The organism is Meiothermus cerbereus DSM 11376, assembly GCF_000620065.1.
GTDB lineage: Bacteria > Deinococcota > Deinococci > Deinococcales > Thermaceae > Meiothermus > Meiothermus cerbereus.
Map to the genome: position 1 here is coordinate 15,771 of NZ_JHVI01000033.1, position 14,123 is coordinate 29,893.

Here is a 14,123-nt window from a genome sequence, read left to right on the forward strand (position 1 = left end):
GCATCGGATTGGGCCATCCCCCACAGCCCCAACTGATTCACCCCGAGCACACCCAAAGCATGCAGCAAAACTTGAGCCAACACCCCTAAAGCCCTACGATGGGGCGGTGCAACGTCTGGGCATTGTGGATCTGGGTTCGGGAACTGCGCGGCTGGTGGTGTATGCCTATGCGCCGGGCAAGCACTTCCGGTTGGTGGACGAGATACGCGAAACCGTGCGGCTGGGCGAGGGGCTGGCCACCCAGGGGCGCCTAAGTAAAAGCGGGATGCAGCGGGCTTTGTCGGCCCTCAAACTCTATGCCGATTTTGCCCAGGCCACCGAGCTGGACGAGCTGCGGATAATTGCCACCAGCGCCAGCCGCGACGCCGAAAACGGCCCGGAATTTATGCAAGAGGTGCGCAAGCTGGGGCTTCAGGTACAGGTGCTCTCCGGCCAGGACGAGGCCCGCTATGGGGTGCTGGCCGTAGCCAACTCGTTTAACTTCCCAGACGCCTGGGTAATGGATCTGGGCGGGGGCAGCGCCCAGCTCTCGCGCATGGAGGGCCGAACGTACCGCGAGGGTCGGGCCTATCCGCTGGGGGCGGTGCGCCTGACCGAGCTGTTTCTCAAGTCGAATCCCCCCAAAAAGGGCGAGGTGGAAGACCTCGAGCGTTTCGTGCGCCGTGAGATGAAGGAGGTGCTGGCCCAGGTGCGCCAAAACCCCCTGCCGCTGGTAGCGATGGGCGGCACGGTACGCAACCTGGCCAAGCTGGCCCAGCGGCGCCGGGACTACCCCCTCGACCTGGTACATGGCTACTTTTTATCGCGCGAGGCGCTGGAGGAAGTGGTAGCGCTATTGGCCCAGCGCACCACCGAGCAACGCCGACAGCTCGAGGGCCTTCAGGCTGACCGGGCTGATGTGATTGTGGCCGGCGGACTGGTCTACCGCACGGTGCTGCGCGAAGGGGGACTCGAGGGCCTCTGGATTTCGGGGCAGGGGGTGCGGGAGGGTGCTTTCTACCGGGAATTTCTGCCCGCACCCCATCTCTTAAGCGATGTGCGCGGGTTCTATGTGCGTAACCTCTTTGCCCGCTACCCCCAGGACTACGGCCACACCGCCCGGGTACGCCACTTCTGCCGTTTGCTGTTTAGGCTGCTGGCCCCCCTGCACGGCTACGGCCAGGCCGAGGAGCAGCTATTGGACGAGGCCGCTCTGCTACATGACATCGGCATGAGCGTGGGCTACTACGACCACCACAAACACGGCGAATACCTGGTCATGAGCGGGGCCATGCCCGGCCTGACCCACCGCGAGCAGGTTTTGCTGGGATTGCTGGTGCGCTACCACCGCAAGGGCGAGCCTCGGCCTGGAGCCTACCGCTCGGTTCTACAGGAAGGAGATAACAAGCGCCTGCTGCGGCTGGCCACTATCCTACGCATCAGTGAGTACCTCGAGCGCAGCCGGATTGGGCGGGTGGAGGGCCTGAGTGTAGAAATTGGCAGCAAGCAGGTGCGCCTGACCCTGCTGGCCCAGGATGAGCCCTGGGTAGAGCTCACCGAAACCCGCAAGCAGGCCAGACTGTTTCAGCATGCCTTTGGGTTGGAGCTGCTGGTAGAATGGGAGCCTCGAGGTTGACCATGCGGCTTTACCTGATCCGCCACGCCATTGCGCTCGAGGCCACGCCGGGCCAGTCCGACGATGCGCGCCCACTCTCCTCCGAGGGCATCGAGAAATTCAAAGGGGTGGTGCAGGGGCTCAAGCGCCTGGGTGTTGGCCTGGATCGCCTCTACCACAGCCCCAAGCTGCGGGCGGTGCAGACAGCAGAGCTGCTGGTTCCACTGCTGGACGGCGAAACCGAGGTAACACCCCATCTGGCCGGCGAACCCAGCCTCGAGCTCCTGAAGACTCTTCAGGGTTCGTCTGTGGCCCTGGTGGGACACGAGCCCTGGATCAGCGATTTGTGCGCCTGGCTCATGACCGCTCGTCGGGAAGGCGGCGCGTTACCTTTCAAGAAAGGCGGCGTGGCCTACCTCGAGGGCACCCCCAAACCCGGCGGCATGAGGCTACTAGGTTTTTGGTCCCCCAGGCTTCTGCGTCGGCTGGGACAGTGAACACCCGCTTAGGGCTCGAGCCGGAAGGGGGTTTTCTGCCCCGCCAGGGCAATTTCTCTGGCCTCCTGGGGAACCCAGGAAAGCCCCAGCACGGCCTTATAGGCCCGCAGGGCTTTATCGCGCTGACCCATCAGGTCGGCCAGCTGCCCGTAGCGGGATAAGGCATAACCCGGCAAGTAGGCAGGATGCTGAAAGTCGGTGTGCACAAGCTGCTCCATCAGCTGGTAGGCATCCTCTAGCTGACCTGCCGCCAAGTAGATCTGGGCCGCGCAGTACAGGGCTTCAGGGCCTTCGACCTCCTGCAGTTGCTGCAACAAAACTGCCCAATCGTCCGACTCGCTCAGTTGCCAGGCCCGATCCAGCACGCTGCGCTGGCGTTCCAGCTCGGTCGGGGTGTGGGCTCCCGGTAACCTGCGCCGCTCCGGCGGTAGGTAATTGAGCAGCAGGGGGTACTCGAGCACGTCTACCAGTACCGCCACCCGCCCCCAGGTATGGCCGAGCTGCGCAGCCACCTGGGCCATGCGTTGCTGCCGGAAGCCCGTAGCGGGCCCCTCCCCAAATACCTGCACATAACCCTGGTGGTAGGCCCTTAGTGCCTGCAACACCGGCTCCTGGGCGAAATCCTCTGGGGTACGGGGGCTGCCAACCACCCATTTGAGGTTCTCCTCGAGCCCGTGTACCTGGCTCAGAATCTGCTGCCCCTTGGGATACTGGCTCAAAGCCTCGCGAAAGCGTTCCGCTTCGGCCTTGAGTTCCGACTGATGGTCCAGTGCCTCCAGCGCAATACCCGCACTTTCGGCCCAGGGCAAAACATGGAACAATGAGAGCTCGTTCTGGTCGCGCCAGCGCTGCGCCGCCAGTTCTTCTGGACTATACGAGGCCAGGAAAATCTTCTCGGGCTGGTGCGCTTTGAGCAGTTCGAGCACCGTCACCCCGTTGTAGCGCGGGTGCAGCACATGAAAGGGGCCCAGCGTAGGAATGACCAAGACCGACACACCCCACATTCTAGACCTCAAAGACCGCAACTACCGTTTGGCCATGCTCAATGGCTGGTTTGTGCTATTGGGCGACGCCTTTTTTAATGGTTCCATCGTGCTGGCATCCTTCGCGGCCAAGCTGGGGGCGGCCAACTGGGTCATCGGTCTATTGCCAGCCCTGCTCAATGCAGGCTCCATGGTGCCCCAGGTCTTCATCGCCCCTTACGTGGCCCGGCTACCCGTAAAGGTCACGCTGTACCGCCAGATGGCCCTGTTGCGCATAGCCAGCCTGGGCATCGTGGCCCTGGGCGGGTTTTTCCTGGGCAATTGGCCCGACCTGCTGTTGTGGGTATTTGTGGTAGGTCTGGCCCTCAACGGGTTTTTTACTGGGTTCTCGAGCCTGCCTTTCTGGGAAGCCATCGGCAAAACCATCCCCATGGAGCGGCGCAGCGGGCTTTTCTCAGCTCGTAACCTGGTAGGGGGGGTGCTGGCCTTTGGAGCCGGTTTTTTGGTGCGGCTGGTGCTCGAGCTACCTCTGGCTTTCCCCTATCCCTACGCCATTCTCTTCACCCTGGGGACCCTGGCCTTCGCCTACGGCTGGCACCTTTTTGGTCAGATTGACGAACCGCCCGACAAAGAAATCCGCACCGAGCGCATCTCTCTCGGCCTGCCGTTCCGCGACTTCTATTTTCGCCGCTTTCTACGGGTGCGTATCCTGCTGGTGGTCGCCAGCATGGTCGAACCCTTCTATGCGGCCTATGCCGTGCGGGTGCTGGGTCACAAGGGCGAAATTGGCACCTACCTCATGGTCTACACGCTTTTCTCGGTACTTTCAAACCTGCTTTGGGTGCAGGTCTCGAGGCGCTATGGCTCACGCAGCCTCATCCTGATCGGTGCTGCACTGGGCGCGGCAACGCCCATCCTGGCCCTGCTGCTGCCAAAAACCCTTTTCTGGATAGTTTTTGCTCTACAGGGCGCCTACCTTGCCGCCATCGGGGTGGGCACCTCCACCTACCTGGTGAACCTGGCCCCCACCGATGCCCGCAGCTCATACATCGGCCTGTCCAACACCATTGTGGGGCTGCTGGCCTTCTCGCCGGTGCTGGGGGGCTTGCTGGCCGACCGCGTCGGGTATGTGGGGCCAATGGCAGTAGCCACCATCTTCTACGCCTGGGCCCTGTACGCAGGCCGCCGCTTGAAGCTGCTCGAGAGGGTGCAGCCGCGCTAGGCAGGCTGCCTTACCCAGGAGGCCTCGGGCAGCACCCCACAGGCCACAAACTCCAACTAAGCCGCCTGATTTGACGCCCCTCCCCTCTCAGCCGTAGACTTCTAGCCAAGATGAGGTCTCGGCCAACTACTAGACCTAGGGAGAACTTCTAGCCGCAAGGCAGTAGAGGTTCTCCCGGCTCGTAGTTGAAGGGCCGGGGTTTTTTTTGAGGTGATTATGAACGCAGTGCTTCCCGACGGACGAAAACTGGAACTCCAACCCGGCGCCACCGCAGCCGATGCTGCCAAGGCCATTGGCCCCGGTCTGGCCAAGGCAGCCGTTGGTGCAATTGTCAACGGAGAACTGTACGACCTGCTCAAGCCTCTACCCCCAGAAGCCGAGCTACGAATCCTGACCGAAAAGGACCCCGAGTACGCCCAGCTCTTCCGCCACACCCTGGCCCACGTAATGGCCCAGGCGGTGCGCGAGCTATACACCGAACGCGGCTACAAACCCGAAGAGGTCAGGCTGGCCATTGGCCCGGTAATCGAAAACGGCTTTTATTATGATATCGACGCCCCCGAGCCCATCCGCGAGGAAGACCTGCCCATCATTGAAGAAAAGATGCGCCGGATTATCGCGGCCAACCTGCCCCTAAAGCGCTTCGTGCTTTCGCGTGAGGAAGCGCTAAGGCGCTATGCGGGTGTGGATCCCTACAAAACCGAGATAATTCAAGACCTTCCCGAAACAGAAGAGCTAAGCTTTTATGAGCAGGGCGACGAACAGTTTGGCTTCACCGACCTGTGCCGGGGGCCACACGTACCCAGCACGGGCCGCATTCCTCCCTATTTCAAGCTCACGGCCATTGCCGGGGCATACTGGCGGGGCGACTCGAGCCGTCCCATGCTCCAGCGCATCTACGGCATCGCTTTTCGCACCAAGGAAGAGCTGGAACACTACCTCTGGCAGCAAGAAGAGGCCAAACGCCGCGACCACCGCAGGCTGGGGCAGGAGCTAGACCTGTTTACCATCAGCGAAGAAGTGGGCAAGGGCCTGCCGCTCTGGTTGCCACGGGGTGCTTTTATTCGCAAGCAGATGGAAGACTACATGTATCAGAAGGAGCAGGCCCACGGCTACCACTACGTGTATACACCGCACATCGCCAATGCCAGGCTCTACTACACCTCGGGCCACCTGCCCTACTACAAAGACGACATGTACTCCCCCATCGAGATTGAGGGTGAAGAGTATTACCTCAAGCCCATGAACTGCCCGCACCACCACATGATTTACAAGGCCCGGCCTAAAAGCTACCGCGACCTACCCCTGCGGCTGGCCGAGTTTGGCACGGTCTACCGCTTCGAGCTTTCCGGCACCCTCTCGGGCCTAACACGGGCGCGGGGCTTCACCCAAAACGATGCCCACATCTACTGCTCGAGGGCCCAGGTTACCGAGGAGTTCATTCGGGTCATTCAACTTTTCGACGAGGTGTACAAAGACTTTGGCATCTCAGACTACTGGTTCCGCCTCTCGCTGCCAGACTTTGAGAACAACCCCGAGAAGTTTGGCGAGGAAAACGACAACTGGCGCGACTCCATTGCGGCCATCCGGGCCGCGCTGGAACAAACCGGGGCCAAGTATGTGGAGGGTATTGGCGAGGCCACCTTCTACGGCCCCAAGCTGGACGTACAGATTCGTAGTGTTTTGGGCAAAGAAGATACCATCGCCACCAACCAGCTCGACTTTATTGTGCCCGAGCGCTTTGGCCTCGAGTTCACCAACGAAAAAGGCGAAAAAGAAACCCCAGTGGTAATCCACCGGGCCATTATGGGCAGCTTCGACCGCTTCTTCGCCTTCTATCTGGAGCACACCGCGGGCGACTTCCCGCTGTGGCTCTCCCCCATCCAGGCGGTCATTGTGCCCATCGCAGACCGGCATCTGGCCTACGCCAACCAGATAGCCGCCCAGATGCGTAAAAATAAACTGCGGGTAGAAGTAGACAGCCGCCCCGAGCGCATGAATGCCAAAATCCGCGATGCCGAGCTGCAAAAAATCCCCCTCATTCTGGTAGTGGGCGACAAGGAAGCCGAAGCCGGCGTAGTCAATGTGCGCGAGCGGCACGTAAAGGAGCAGCGGACGCTGGAGCTAGCGGCGCTAATCGAGGAAATGAAGGAGCGGGTCGAGGCAAGAAAGTAAAAACTGGGCCTGCAAATCGGCCAGTATGTCCTCGAGTCCAGCCAGCTCAAGGCCTGGGCTCACTGGGTAATGTGCGCATAAAAGCCTCGGCCTCTTCAGCTTTTGCCAGGCGGGGTTGACGGCCTTCAAACCAGCGCCAGAGCCCCTCCAGATCAAGTTTCTGGAGGCCCTGGGGCTCACCCAGGATTATCTTGTGGTCGCCATCGCGCACCCAGAGCATGCCCAGCACCTGGCCCTCGAGCCAGCTTCCAGCCGGTATTGGCTCATTGCTAGCCCAAATTGCGTCGAGGGTGTCCTGATCGGCAGGGTTATAGTAACCCGGTATCAGACCATAGTTGACCGGCGGCAAGCCCCACTCGGGCCGCCAGGGGGGCTCCCTTGGCACAAGGCACTGCCCATTCCAGCTATACCTTTCAACACACCCCAGGCTCCATTCAACCAGCATTCTGGCTCGCATCTGCAAAGCATTTTATATAAACCCCACCTGAAGTTTCTGTTTAGGGCAGGTCGAAACCAACCGCGCAGCTTCAGGCAGGCCCCTCCCCACGAAAAGAACAAATCAAAGACATCTCTTATTGGTCTTGCGATGGTCTTTGGCTTCCCACAAGCCACGGCATCGGCCCTGGAACAAAAAAAAATCAACTGCCACCGGGAGGCGCGGGGGCAGTTGCCAGGGGGGCAAGACTTCAGGCCAGGGGTCTCGAGCGCAGTCGTGTCGCCTGGCCGCGCGAGACAACACAGCCACTAAACTCAATAGGGGCGGGCAAGAGCCAGTTTCGCAGCGAGGTGCGTCCACTGCCCATCGGATGGGGCCGAACCCGAACAGGTCGGGTATTGTCAAATGCAATCTGCAATATAAGTTCCCTACTCATGTTGGTAGGTTAAACCATCGGTCGTTACAGGCGCGTTACATTTGCACCAAAAGACATTAAGAAACCTTAATGTTTGGCTATGCCTGGGCGAAGTGTTGCCTTTATGAACCCTATCCCAGGTGGGCGCTTCTCCTGCTGGCGTTTTCGATGAGCGGGAAGATTTCAAACGGGCCCCAAAGCCTTGAATAACCCGCAAAGCAGCGGACCTCGAGCTGCCCTCACCCGATGCAGCATCCCACCTGCCGCACAGATGCTCAAGCCTGCATGGGTTTTGGGGAAGATTCCTCGCCGGGTTCTTCCCAGGCCAGCTCAATCAGATCGATCAGCTCTTCTACCGGAACGCCATAGCGACGGGAGATGCGAGTAATTTCATGCCCCAGCCGTTTCAACTGACTCACATACTGCTGGGATACCTCGCCCGGCTCGGCCTCGAGGTCTTCCACAATACCGATGAGCCAGCCCAACAGCTCGCTGGCATCTTCGTCAGAAAGCCCATCGGTTAGGGCCTCGTCCTCGAGGAGAAGTTCGGTTAGCCGTTCAAGCATATACGGCCTACATACTATGCCGAACCGCGTTGAAATTGAATATAAGTCGAGCGCCAGCGGGTCGGCCTTTGGCCGGCTTACATTTGCAATCAGATGACTAGTTTGAAGGAGGGCTGGCAGGAAGCGTTTTAAGCAAAAGCAGCTCGTCCTTATGAACATAACCCATTTGGCGAACCAACCCCTCGCGGTAGCGCGGGTCAGCGGCAAGCTCCAGCTCTTCGCTCAGTTTTTGATTTCGCAGCTCGAGCTGCTCCAGGCGAAGCTGGGCTTGCGAGATTTGATTGCGAATTTGCACATTGCGCTGAAGCTCCAGTGTAATCAAAACCAATAAATGTAGCGTCCCCAACGCAAATACCAGATGCAAAAAGCGATAAATTGGCCTCTCCACAGTACAATTAGTATATCATTTTCACGCCTTGCCTGCAGGTTGAATTTTATCCTCCAAACCCCGGCCGCCTACCCCCACACTGCTTTGGCTGCATTGCGCAGCCCAGAGCAGTAGCACTATGCGATAAATATCGCAATGATGTATTTTTTCTGAAAATGTTTTATAATACTGTAACTTGTACGCGGGGGTAAAAATGGCTAAGACCAAAGAGCGGGAAAGCTATCGGTCGCGTCTAAAAGCGGTGGGATTGCGCCACACCCTGCCCAGAGAACGAATACTGGCCTATCTCGACCGCAAAAACACCCACCCGACACCCGAAGAGCTGTATCAGGGCCTGAAAAAGAAAGGTTACGACATAGGGCTTTCGACAGTCTATCTAAACCTTCAGGTGTTGCGAGAGGCTGGCTTGTTGTGGGAATTCAAAGACCAAAAAGGCAACACCCGCTATGACGGTTTCAACGAACGTCACCACCATCTATTTTGTTTGCAGTGCGGAAGCATTGAGGACGTGATGGATAAAGATTTACCCGAATTCGACCAGGAGCCCATCAAAAAAGCGGTGGAAGCCAAGAACGGTTGGTTTGTAGAAGAAGCTCACCTGGAGCTGCGCGGGGTTTGCCCTAGGTGCCAGTAGTCCGCAAGAAAACCATCCGGCCTGCCGCCTGCTCCACAAACCCAGGGTAGTGCGACAGACCGATTACAAGGGCAAGCACGCCGTGAAGACGACTAGTCGGCTAGGATGTCGCTGAGCAGTTCTACCAAAGTCCGAACGCCGAACCCAGTACCCCCCGCTGGGCCCAGGGCATGCGCCTTTTCGGTAAAGGCTGGCCCAGCGATATCGAGGTGCACCAGCGGTTTTTCGGTAAACTCTGCCAGGAAAAGTGCTGCCGTGATGGCCCCGCCCGAACGGCTACGCCCATGGGTGTTCTTGAGGTCGGCGGTGCTGGACTTGAGGGCCTCGAGGTACTCCTCTTCCATCGGCAGGGGCCAGACTTTTTCACCTGCCCGCTCGGCGGCTTCCTGCACCTCACGGCCCCAACGGGCGTCGTTGGCAAACAGGCCGGCTATTTTTTCCCCCAGCGCGACCACGCAGGCCCCCGTCAGGGTAGAAAGCTCCACAATTGCCTCTGCTCCCTGCCGGTCTGCATAGGTAATGGCATCTGCCAGGGTGAGCCGCCCTTCTGCATCGGTGTTTAGCACCTCAATAGTTTTACCCGAAAGGCTCTTGAGCACGTCGGACACTCGGTAGGCGGTACCGGAAATCATGTTCTCGGCCGCAGCCACATAGGCCCGCACTTCCACCTCAGGCTTCAGCCGGGCGATGGCCCGCATAGCCCCCAAAACGGCGGCTGCACCGGCCATGTCGCATTTCATGGTGATCTGGGCTTCGGAGGGCTTGAGGGAGTATCCTCCGGTATCGAAGGTAAGGCCCTTGCCCACCATTGCAATCACTCGTCTGGCGGGGTTTTGGGGCTTGTAGGCGAGCTGGATAAAACGGGGTGGGTTGGCCGAACCCTGGGCTACCCCATAAAAAGCACCCATACCCGCTTGTTTAATCTGGTTTTCATCCCAAATTTCCACCTCGAGCCCCAGTTCCTGGGCCATCGCGCTGGCACGCTGGGCCAGTTCGGCTGGGGTCAGGACATTCGGGGGCTCGTTCACCAGGTCACGGGCATAATTGACTGCTTCTGCAACAATCGCGGCTCGCTCTACTGCAGGCCCCGAGGCTCGAGCAAGCCACAAACGCAGTTTTTCGCCACGCTTGCTCGCAGGGCCAGTGGTCTTGTACTTGTTCCAGGCATACCCGCCCAGCAAGGCTCCTTCGGCCAGGGCATAGCTGGCTTCCTTTTTGCCAAATTTGTCTGAAAGGAAGGTCTCGCTTACGGCTTCTTTGAAGCCCAGACGGGCAATTTCCTGCACCAGCCTGGCCCCCGCCTTGCGAACGGTTTCAAGGCTAACCCCACGCTTCTTTCCCAGGCCAAACAGCAGCGCGAATCCAGGGCCTTCTCCTTTTCTTGAACCCAAGGGAATCAGCAAAGTTTCGCCAAAATCGCCTTTAAAGTGCAACTCTTCCATCATTCTGGAGAGCGCTTTACGGTGTCTGGTGTCAAGCTTATTGCCTTCTTCGCTAAACTCACCACCCCATACCCCCACAACTGCCAGGGGGGCAGGTATCTCGTCAACATAGCGCCGTGCCGACTTTAGAGTAAGTTCCATGGCAAGCGAACTATAACATACATTGGATATCAATGACCAACAAGTCAGTTGCTGTGTGGCGATCCAGTAAGTTTGCCATAAAGAGTTCCCCAGATCGGGCCTGATATTTCGGGTTTATCTCAGATTGGCCATTTTCTCCAAAAATCACAACAAGGTGCGGGTTTCCACGGCCACATCGCCCACCCTCACCCCCTCATGGCTGGCAACGTACCGCCATGCTACGCCCCTGGGGCGGCCTCACGATCTGGTATTCCGCATTCTGCTCCCTGAGCCAGCCCGACAGTCTGATCAAGATCAGGGTTTCCCGCTCGCGCGATTTCTTCCAGCCCTCGAGGTCACTGGCATAGCTGGCCTTTTCAGCCGGCAAAAGCAAGCGAATACGCCCGTTTTGCACAACCCCTACGTGAAACGCAGCAGGGATGGGAAAGTCTGGTGGGTGGTCGTAGGGCGCTTTCAGGTTGGCCTCGGCCCAGGCCTTACTGGCTACTGCGTAGATGGTTCCGGGGGGGTCGTTGACTTTTAGCTCGTGCAGGCAACGCCGGGCTTTAGGGTCTTCATCCAGGAGTTTGGCCAGATAAGGGGGGGCATCGCTGCGGTCTATCAGCAACTTGCGAACCAGATACATGTAGCCAAGGTAAGGATTAACGGGGTTTTTTGTGGTGCCCAGGGTAAAGGTGGTGGGCCCAATGGTAATGGTCGGACTGGCCCAGCCCACCACCCGAACCGCAGTACCAATTCCCAAATCCACCTGGGCCAGGTTGATAAACAGGTCGTCAAATACCACATAAGAAACCTCGTTCTGGCTGATCATCCGCAAATACAGGCCATTGGTGGTCTGGGGGAACCTGACCTCGAGCAGATAACGCCCCAAAATGCCGGTCTCGTTGAAGCGCACCCCTCTGGGCTCGAGCAAGCGCCTAAGCTCAGCAACCCGCAAAAGCGCAGGTTCCTGCACCCCCCCAATGGCCCAGGGCACCGAACCCACGTTGGGCTGCGCCAGCGAGATCAGCACTCCCAGTATCCCAGCTCCTACCAGTCCTTTTTGCATTGGCGGCCCCCAGATGTTCCTACATATTTGAAGCATAGAATCTGCACAAAACCTGCCACCATACCGAACCCGAGCCGGTTGGCAGGGAAGTCGGAGGCAGGCTAAACCTCAATGGCCTTGCCCCATTCGCCCAGGAAAGCGACCTTGCCCCGCTCTCGTAAAGCCTTCCCCAGCATTTGTAGCTTGTCCACTTCGCCGTGCACCAGCACTATCCGCTGCTCGCTGTCCAGCCAGTCGAGCAGTTCATCGCGGCCTGCGTGCCCAGAAAAGCCGCCCAGGGTGTGGGTTTTTGCCCTCACCCGCACAGTCTCCCCCATAATCCGCACCGACTCAGCATTGTTAATCAGCAGTTCTCCCAGGCCGCCCCTGGGCTGGTAGCCCGTAATAATCACCGCGTTTCTACTGTCGGGCAGGCCGTGTCGCAGGTGGTGCAGTATGCGTCCCCCCGAAAGCATTCCATTGCCAGCAATAACGATAAGGGGGCCCTGCATCAGGTTAAGGGCCTTGGACTCCTCTACACTGTGGGTGTATTCAAGGCGTTTGGGACGGAAAGGGTCTTTGCCATGGGAATAGATGTGCTGTACCTCAGTGCTGAAAAAGTCCTGCACTTTTGGGTAAATCTCACTGATCTTGGAAGCCATGGGCGAGTCCACAAATACCGGTACGCTGGGGATAGCCTCCCGCTGCTCGAGTTCGCGAATGTAAAACAAAATCTCCTGGGTGCGCTCGAGGGCAAACGACGGTATAAATACCTTACCCCCCTGAGCCAGCACATCACTCAGGATTTCAGCAAACTCCTCCAGGGTCGCAGCAAACGGACGGTGTGAACGATCGCCGTACGTTCCCTCGCACAGCACAAGATCAACCTGGGCAGGGTAGTCGGGGTCAGTGAGCACGTCCTTACGCCGGTGGCCCAGATCACCACTAAAAATCAAAGACTTTCCTCCGGCCTCGAGCTGGATAAAAGCACTTCCCGGCAGATGCCCCGCATCGCGCAAGCGGTAGCGAAATGGCCCCAGGCCCTGCGTCTGATAATAGGTAACTTCCTCCAGGCGGCCATAAAGCTCAGCCAGGTCGGCTTCGTTCCAGGGCAAGGGCACAACCTCGCGGCCCTTGCGTTTCAAACGTTCACGCTCTTCCTGCATCAGCTTTAAGGAGTCCTCGAGAATCACCGGCAATATGAGCCGGGTTGGCTCGGTCACATACACCCGGCCCGCGTAGCCCTGTCGTATCAGCATGGGCAGGCGTCCGATGTGGTCGTTGTGGGCGTGGGAGATCAGCACCGCATTAATGCTTTTGGGGTCGAAGCCAAAAGGCTCCTCATTGCGGTCTTCATCAGCGCCCTGGTAGGCGCCACAATCCAGCAACAATCGGTAATCCTGCTGTTCTACCAGATGGCAGCTGCCAGTCACAGTCTGGGCCGCACCGAAAGGGGTTATCCGCATGAATGTACTGTAGCAGACCATGCGCCCTCAGCCGCTTACCCAAAGCGGGCCAGGCTTTTGGCTTGCCGCAACGCTTTTATTTGGCTTGACAGCCCCTCGTCTGTAGTGTAACCTTACGACTTGGACGAGGTTCAACCCCTCTGTCCAGGCTACCATCGGAAGAACAGCAAGCCGGGCCACCCTAGCTCAACTGGTAGAGCACCCGACTTGTAATCGGAAGGTTGTCGGTTCAATTCCGATGGGTGGCTCCACAAGGGCAGGTGGCCGAGTGGTTAAAGGCGACAGACTGTAAATCTGTTCTCTTCGGAGTACGGCGGTTCGAATCCGCCCCTGCCCACCAAGCACCTTTAGGGTGTGCTCATAGCCGATTGCCGATAGCCAAAAGCTACAAGCCATCAGCTATAAGCGGTGCGAAAGTGCTCAGCGCGGGAATAGCTCAGTTGGTAGAGCATCTGCTTCCCAAGCAGAGGGTCGCGGGTTCGAGTCCCGTTTCCCGCTCCACAAGCGCTTCGTGCGCGAATGCCCCGGTGCTCGGGTAGCTCAGCTGGTAGAGCACACCCTTGGTAAGGGTGAGGTCGTCGGTTCAAGCCCGATCCCGAGCTCCAAACCCACACCGCCCGTCCACCGCTGCGGGCGGTGTGTTCCTGAAAAGGGAAAACACCTTAGCGGAAGCCAAAAGGAGGCAATACATATGGCGAAAGGCGTATTTGAGCGCACCAAACCCCACGTGAACGTGGGCACCATCGGCCACGTAGACCACGGGAAGACCACCCTCACGGCGGCGATCACCTTTGTGGCAGCGGCGGCCAACCCCAACGTAGAGGTACAGGCCTACGACCAGATCGACAAGGCGCCTGAGGAGAAGGCCCGTGGGATTACCATCAACACTGCCCACGTGGAGTACGAGACCGCCAATCGGCACTACTCCCACGTGGACTGCCCCGGCCACGCCGACTACGTCAAGAACATGATCACCGGTGCGGCCCAGATGGACGGAGCCATCCTGGTGGTCTCGGGAACCGACGGCCCCATGCCCCAGACCCGCGAACACATCCTGCTCTCGCGTCAGGTGGGGGTGCCTTACATCATCGTCTTCCTGAACAAGATCGACATGGTGGACGACCCCGAACTCTTGGA

14 protein-coding genes and 4 tRNA genes are annotated in these 14,123 nt (G+C 58.8%); 10 read left to right on the forward strand and 8 right to left on the reverse strand.

Going from position 1 to position 14,123, the window contains the following annotated elements:
• Positions 1 to 106 precede the first annotated feature (106 nt).
• Positions 107 to 1,615 (forward strand): Ppx/GppA phosphatase family protein, encoded by a 1,509-nt coding sequence (locus Q355_RS0111835; RefSeq protein ID WP_027877996.1) that lies wholly within the window; start codon positions 107 to 109, stop codon positions 1,613 to 1,615.
• A 2-nt stretch (positions 1,616 to 1,617) separates the two neighbouring features.
• Positions 1,618 to 2,091 (forward strand): phosphohistidine phosphatase SixA, encoded by a 474-nt coding sequence (gene sixA, locus Q355_RS0111840; protein ID WP_027877997.1) that lies wholly within the window; start codon positions 1,618 to 1,620, stop codon positions 2,089 to 2,091.
• Between the two features lie 8 nt (positions 2,092 to 2,099).
• Here sixA and Q355_RS0111845 read toward each other — a convergent pair whose 3' ends face one another.
• Complete coding sequence (locus Q355_RS0111845; protein WP_051529414.1) at positions 2,100 to 3,095, reverse strand: tetratricopeptide repeat protein; 996 nt, start codon at positions 3,093 to 3,095, stop codon at positions 2,100 to 2,102.
• Between Q355_RS0111845 and Q355_RS0111855 the strand changes: the two genes are divergently transcribed.
• Together Q355_RS0111855 and thrS are read left to right on the forward strand one after the other, a co-directional pair.
• On the forward strand, positions 3,070 to 4,296 hold the full coding sequence (locus Q355_RS0111855) for an MFS transporter (RefSeq protein WP_027877999.1): 1,227 nt from the start codon (positions 3,070 to 3,072) through the stop codon (positions 4,294 to 4,296). The genes Q355_RS0111845 and Q355_RS0111855 overlap by 26 nt on opposite strands.
• A 216-nt stretch (positions 4,297 to 4,512) precedes the next feature.
• A complete protein-coding gene (gene thrS / locus Q355_RS0111860; protein ID WP_027878000.1) occupies positions 4,513 to 6,471 on the forward strand; it encodes a threonine--tRNA ligase in 1,959 nt (652 codons plus the stop codon).
• A 46-nt stretch (positions 6,472 to 6,517) separates the two neighbouring features.
• On the opposite strand, the gene Q355_RS0111865 is transcribed toward thrS, so the two are convergent.
• The 4 genes from Q355_RS0111865 to Q355_RS0111875 all read right to left on the reverse strand — a co-directional run bounded on the left by Q355_RS0111865 (position 6,518) and on the right by Q355_RS0111875 (position 8,276).
• Positions 6,518 to 6,856 carry an inorganic diphosphatase gene (locus tag Q355_RS0111865; RefSeq protein WP_245597566.1) on the reverse strand — a complete coding sequence of 113 codons (339 nt, stop codon included), beginning with the start codon at positions 6,854 to 6,856 and terminating at the stop codon, positions 6,518 to 6,520.
• A 301-nt stretch (positions 6,857 to 7,157) separates the two neighbouring features.
• Positions 7,158 to 7,343 carry a hypothetical protein gene (locus tag Q355_RS16760; protein WP_156941920.1) on the reverse strand — a complete coding sequence of 62 codons (186 nt, stop codon included), beginning with the start codon at positions 7,341 to 7,343 and terminating at the stop codon, positions 7,158 to 7,160.
• Between the two features lie 254 nt (positions 7,344 to 7,597).
• On the reverse strand, positions 7,598 to 7,888 hold the full coding sequence (locus Q355_RS0111870; protein WP_027878002.1) for a hypothetical protein: 291 nt from the start codon (positions 7,886 to 7,888) through the stop codon (positions 7,598 to 7,600).
• A 97-nt stretch (positions 7,889 to 7,985) separates the two neighbouring features.
• A complete protein-coding gene (locus tag Q355_RS0111875; protein WP_027878003.1) occupies positions 7,986 to 8,276 on the reverse strand; it encodes a septum formation initiator family protein in 291 nt (96 codons plus the stop codon).
• A gap of 193 nt (positions 8,277 to 8,469) precedes the next feature.
• Here Q355_RS0111875 and Q355_RS0111880 point away from each other — a divergent pair, with 193 nt between their 5' ends.
• A complete protein-coding gene (locus Q355_RS0111880) occupies positions 8,470 to 8,910 on the forward strand; it encodes a Fur family transcriptional regulator (RefSeq protein ID WP_027878004.1) in 441 nt (146 codons plus the stop codon).
• Between the two features lie 92 nt (positions 8,911 to 9,002).
• On the opposite strand, the gene Q355_RS0111885 is transcribed toward Q355_RS0111880, so the two are convergent.
• The 3 genes from Q355_RS0111885 to Q355_RS0111895 form a co-directional block, all read right to left on the reverse strand.
• Entirely contained in the window at positions 9,003 to 10,493 is a 1,491-nt protein-coding gene (locus Q355_RS0111885) for a leucyl aminopeptidase (RefSeq protein ID WP_027878005.1), read from the reverse strand.
• Between the two features lie 193 nt (positions 10,494 to 10,686).
• Positions 10,687 to 11,541, reverse strand: coding sequence for a hypothetical protein (locus Q355_RS0111890; RefSeq protein WP_027878006.1), 855 nt, complete (start codon positions 11,539 to 11,541; stop codon positions 10,687 to 10,689).
• A gap of 101 nt (positions 11,542 to 11,642) precedes the next feature.
• The gene (locus Q355_RS0111895) at positions 11,643 to 12,986 is read right to left on the reverse strand and encodes an MBL fold metallo-hydrolase (RefSeq protein ID WP_027878007.1); all 1,344 of its coding nucleotides are present in this window, start codon (positions 12,984 to 12,986) and stop codon (positions 11,643 to 11,645) included.
• 175 nt (positions 12,987 to 13,161) lie between these two features.
• On the opposite strand from Q355_RS0111895, the gene Q355_RS0111900 reads away from it, so the two are divergent.
• From Q355_RS0111900 to Q355_RS0111920, 5 genes are all read left to right on the forward strand, one after another.
• Positions 13,162 to 13,237 (forward strand) — tRNA-Thr (locus tag Q355_RS0111900).
• A gap of 3 nt (positions 13,238 to 13,240) precedes the next feature.
• Positions 13,241 to 13,326 (forward strand) — tRNA-Tyr (locus Q355_RS0111905).
• A gap of 85 nt (positions 13,327 to 13,411) precedes the next feature.
• Positions 13,412 to 13,487: transfer RNA gene (locus Q355_RS0111910), tRNA-Gly, on the forward strand.
• Positions 13,488 to 13,515: 28 nt separating this feature from the next.
• Positions 13,516 to 13,591 (forward strand) — tRNA-Thr (locus tag Q355_RS0111915).
• Between the two features lie 86 nt (positions 13,592 to 13,677).
• Positions 13,678 to 14,123, forward strand: a 446-nt coding sequence (locus Q355_RS0111920; RefSeq protein WP_027878008.1) for a GTP-binding protein, incomplete at its 3' end; no start/stop codon positions are given.

Bases quoted from the DNA above. Each gene is read 5' to 3' on its own strand.
- sixA (WP_027877997.1), top strand. From the start codon at position 1,618: ATGCGGCTTTACCTGATCCGCCACGCCATTGCGCTCGAGGCCACGCCG.
- Q355_RS0111855 (WP_027877999.1), top strand. From the start codon at position 3,070: ATGACCAAGACCGACACACCCCACATTCTAGACCTCAAAGACCGCAAC.
- Q355_RS0111845 (WP_051529414.1), bottom strand. From the start codon at position 3,095: ATGTGGGGTGTGTCGGTCTTGGTCATTCCTACGCTGGGCCCCTTTCAT.
- thrS (WP_027878000.1), top strand. From the start codon at position 4,513: ATGAACGCAGTGCTTCCCGACGGACGAAAACTGGAACTCCAACCCGGC.
- Q355_RS16760 (WP_156941920.1), bottom strand. From the start codon at position 7,343: ATGAGTAGGGAACTTATATTGCAGATTGCATTTGACAATACCCGACCT.
- Q355_RS0111870 (WP_027878002.1), bottom strand. From the start codon at position 7,888: ATGCTTGAACGGCTAACCGAACTTCTCCTCGAGGACGAGGCCCTAACC.
- Q355_RS0111880 (WP_027878004.1), top strand. From the start codon at position 8,470: ATGGCTAAGACCAAAGAGCGGGAAAGCTATCGGTCGCGTCTAAAAGCG.
- Q355_RS0111885 (WP_027878005.1), bottom strand. From the start codon at position 10,493: ATGGAACTTACTCTAAAGTCGGCACGGCGCTATGTTGACGAGATACCT.
- Q355_RS0111890 (WP_027878006.1), bottom strand. From the start codon at position 11,541: ATGCAAAAAGGACTGGTAGGAGCTGGGATACTGGGAGTGCTGATCTCG.
- Q355_RS0111895 (WP_027878007.1), bottom strand. From the start codon at position 12,986: ATGCGGATAACCCCTTTCGGTGCGGCCCAGACTGTGACTGGCAGCTGC.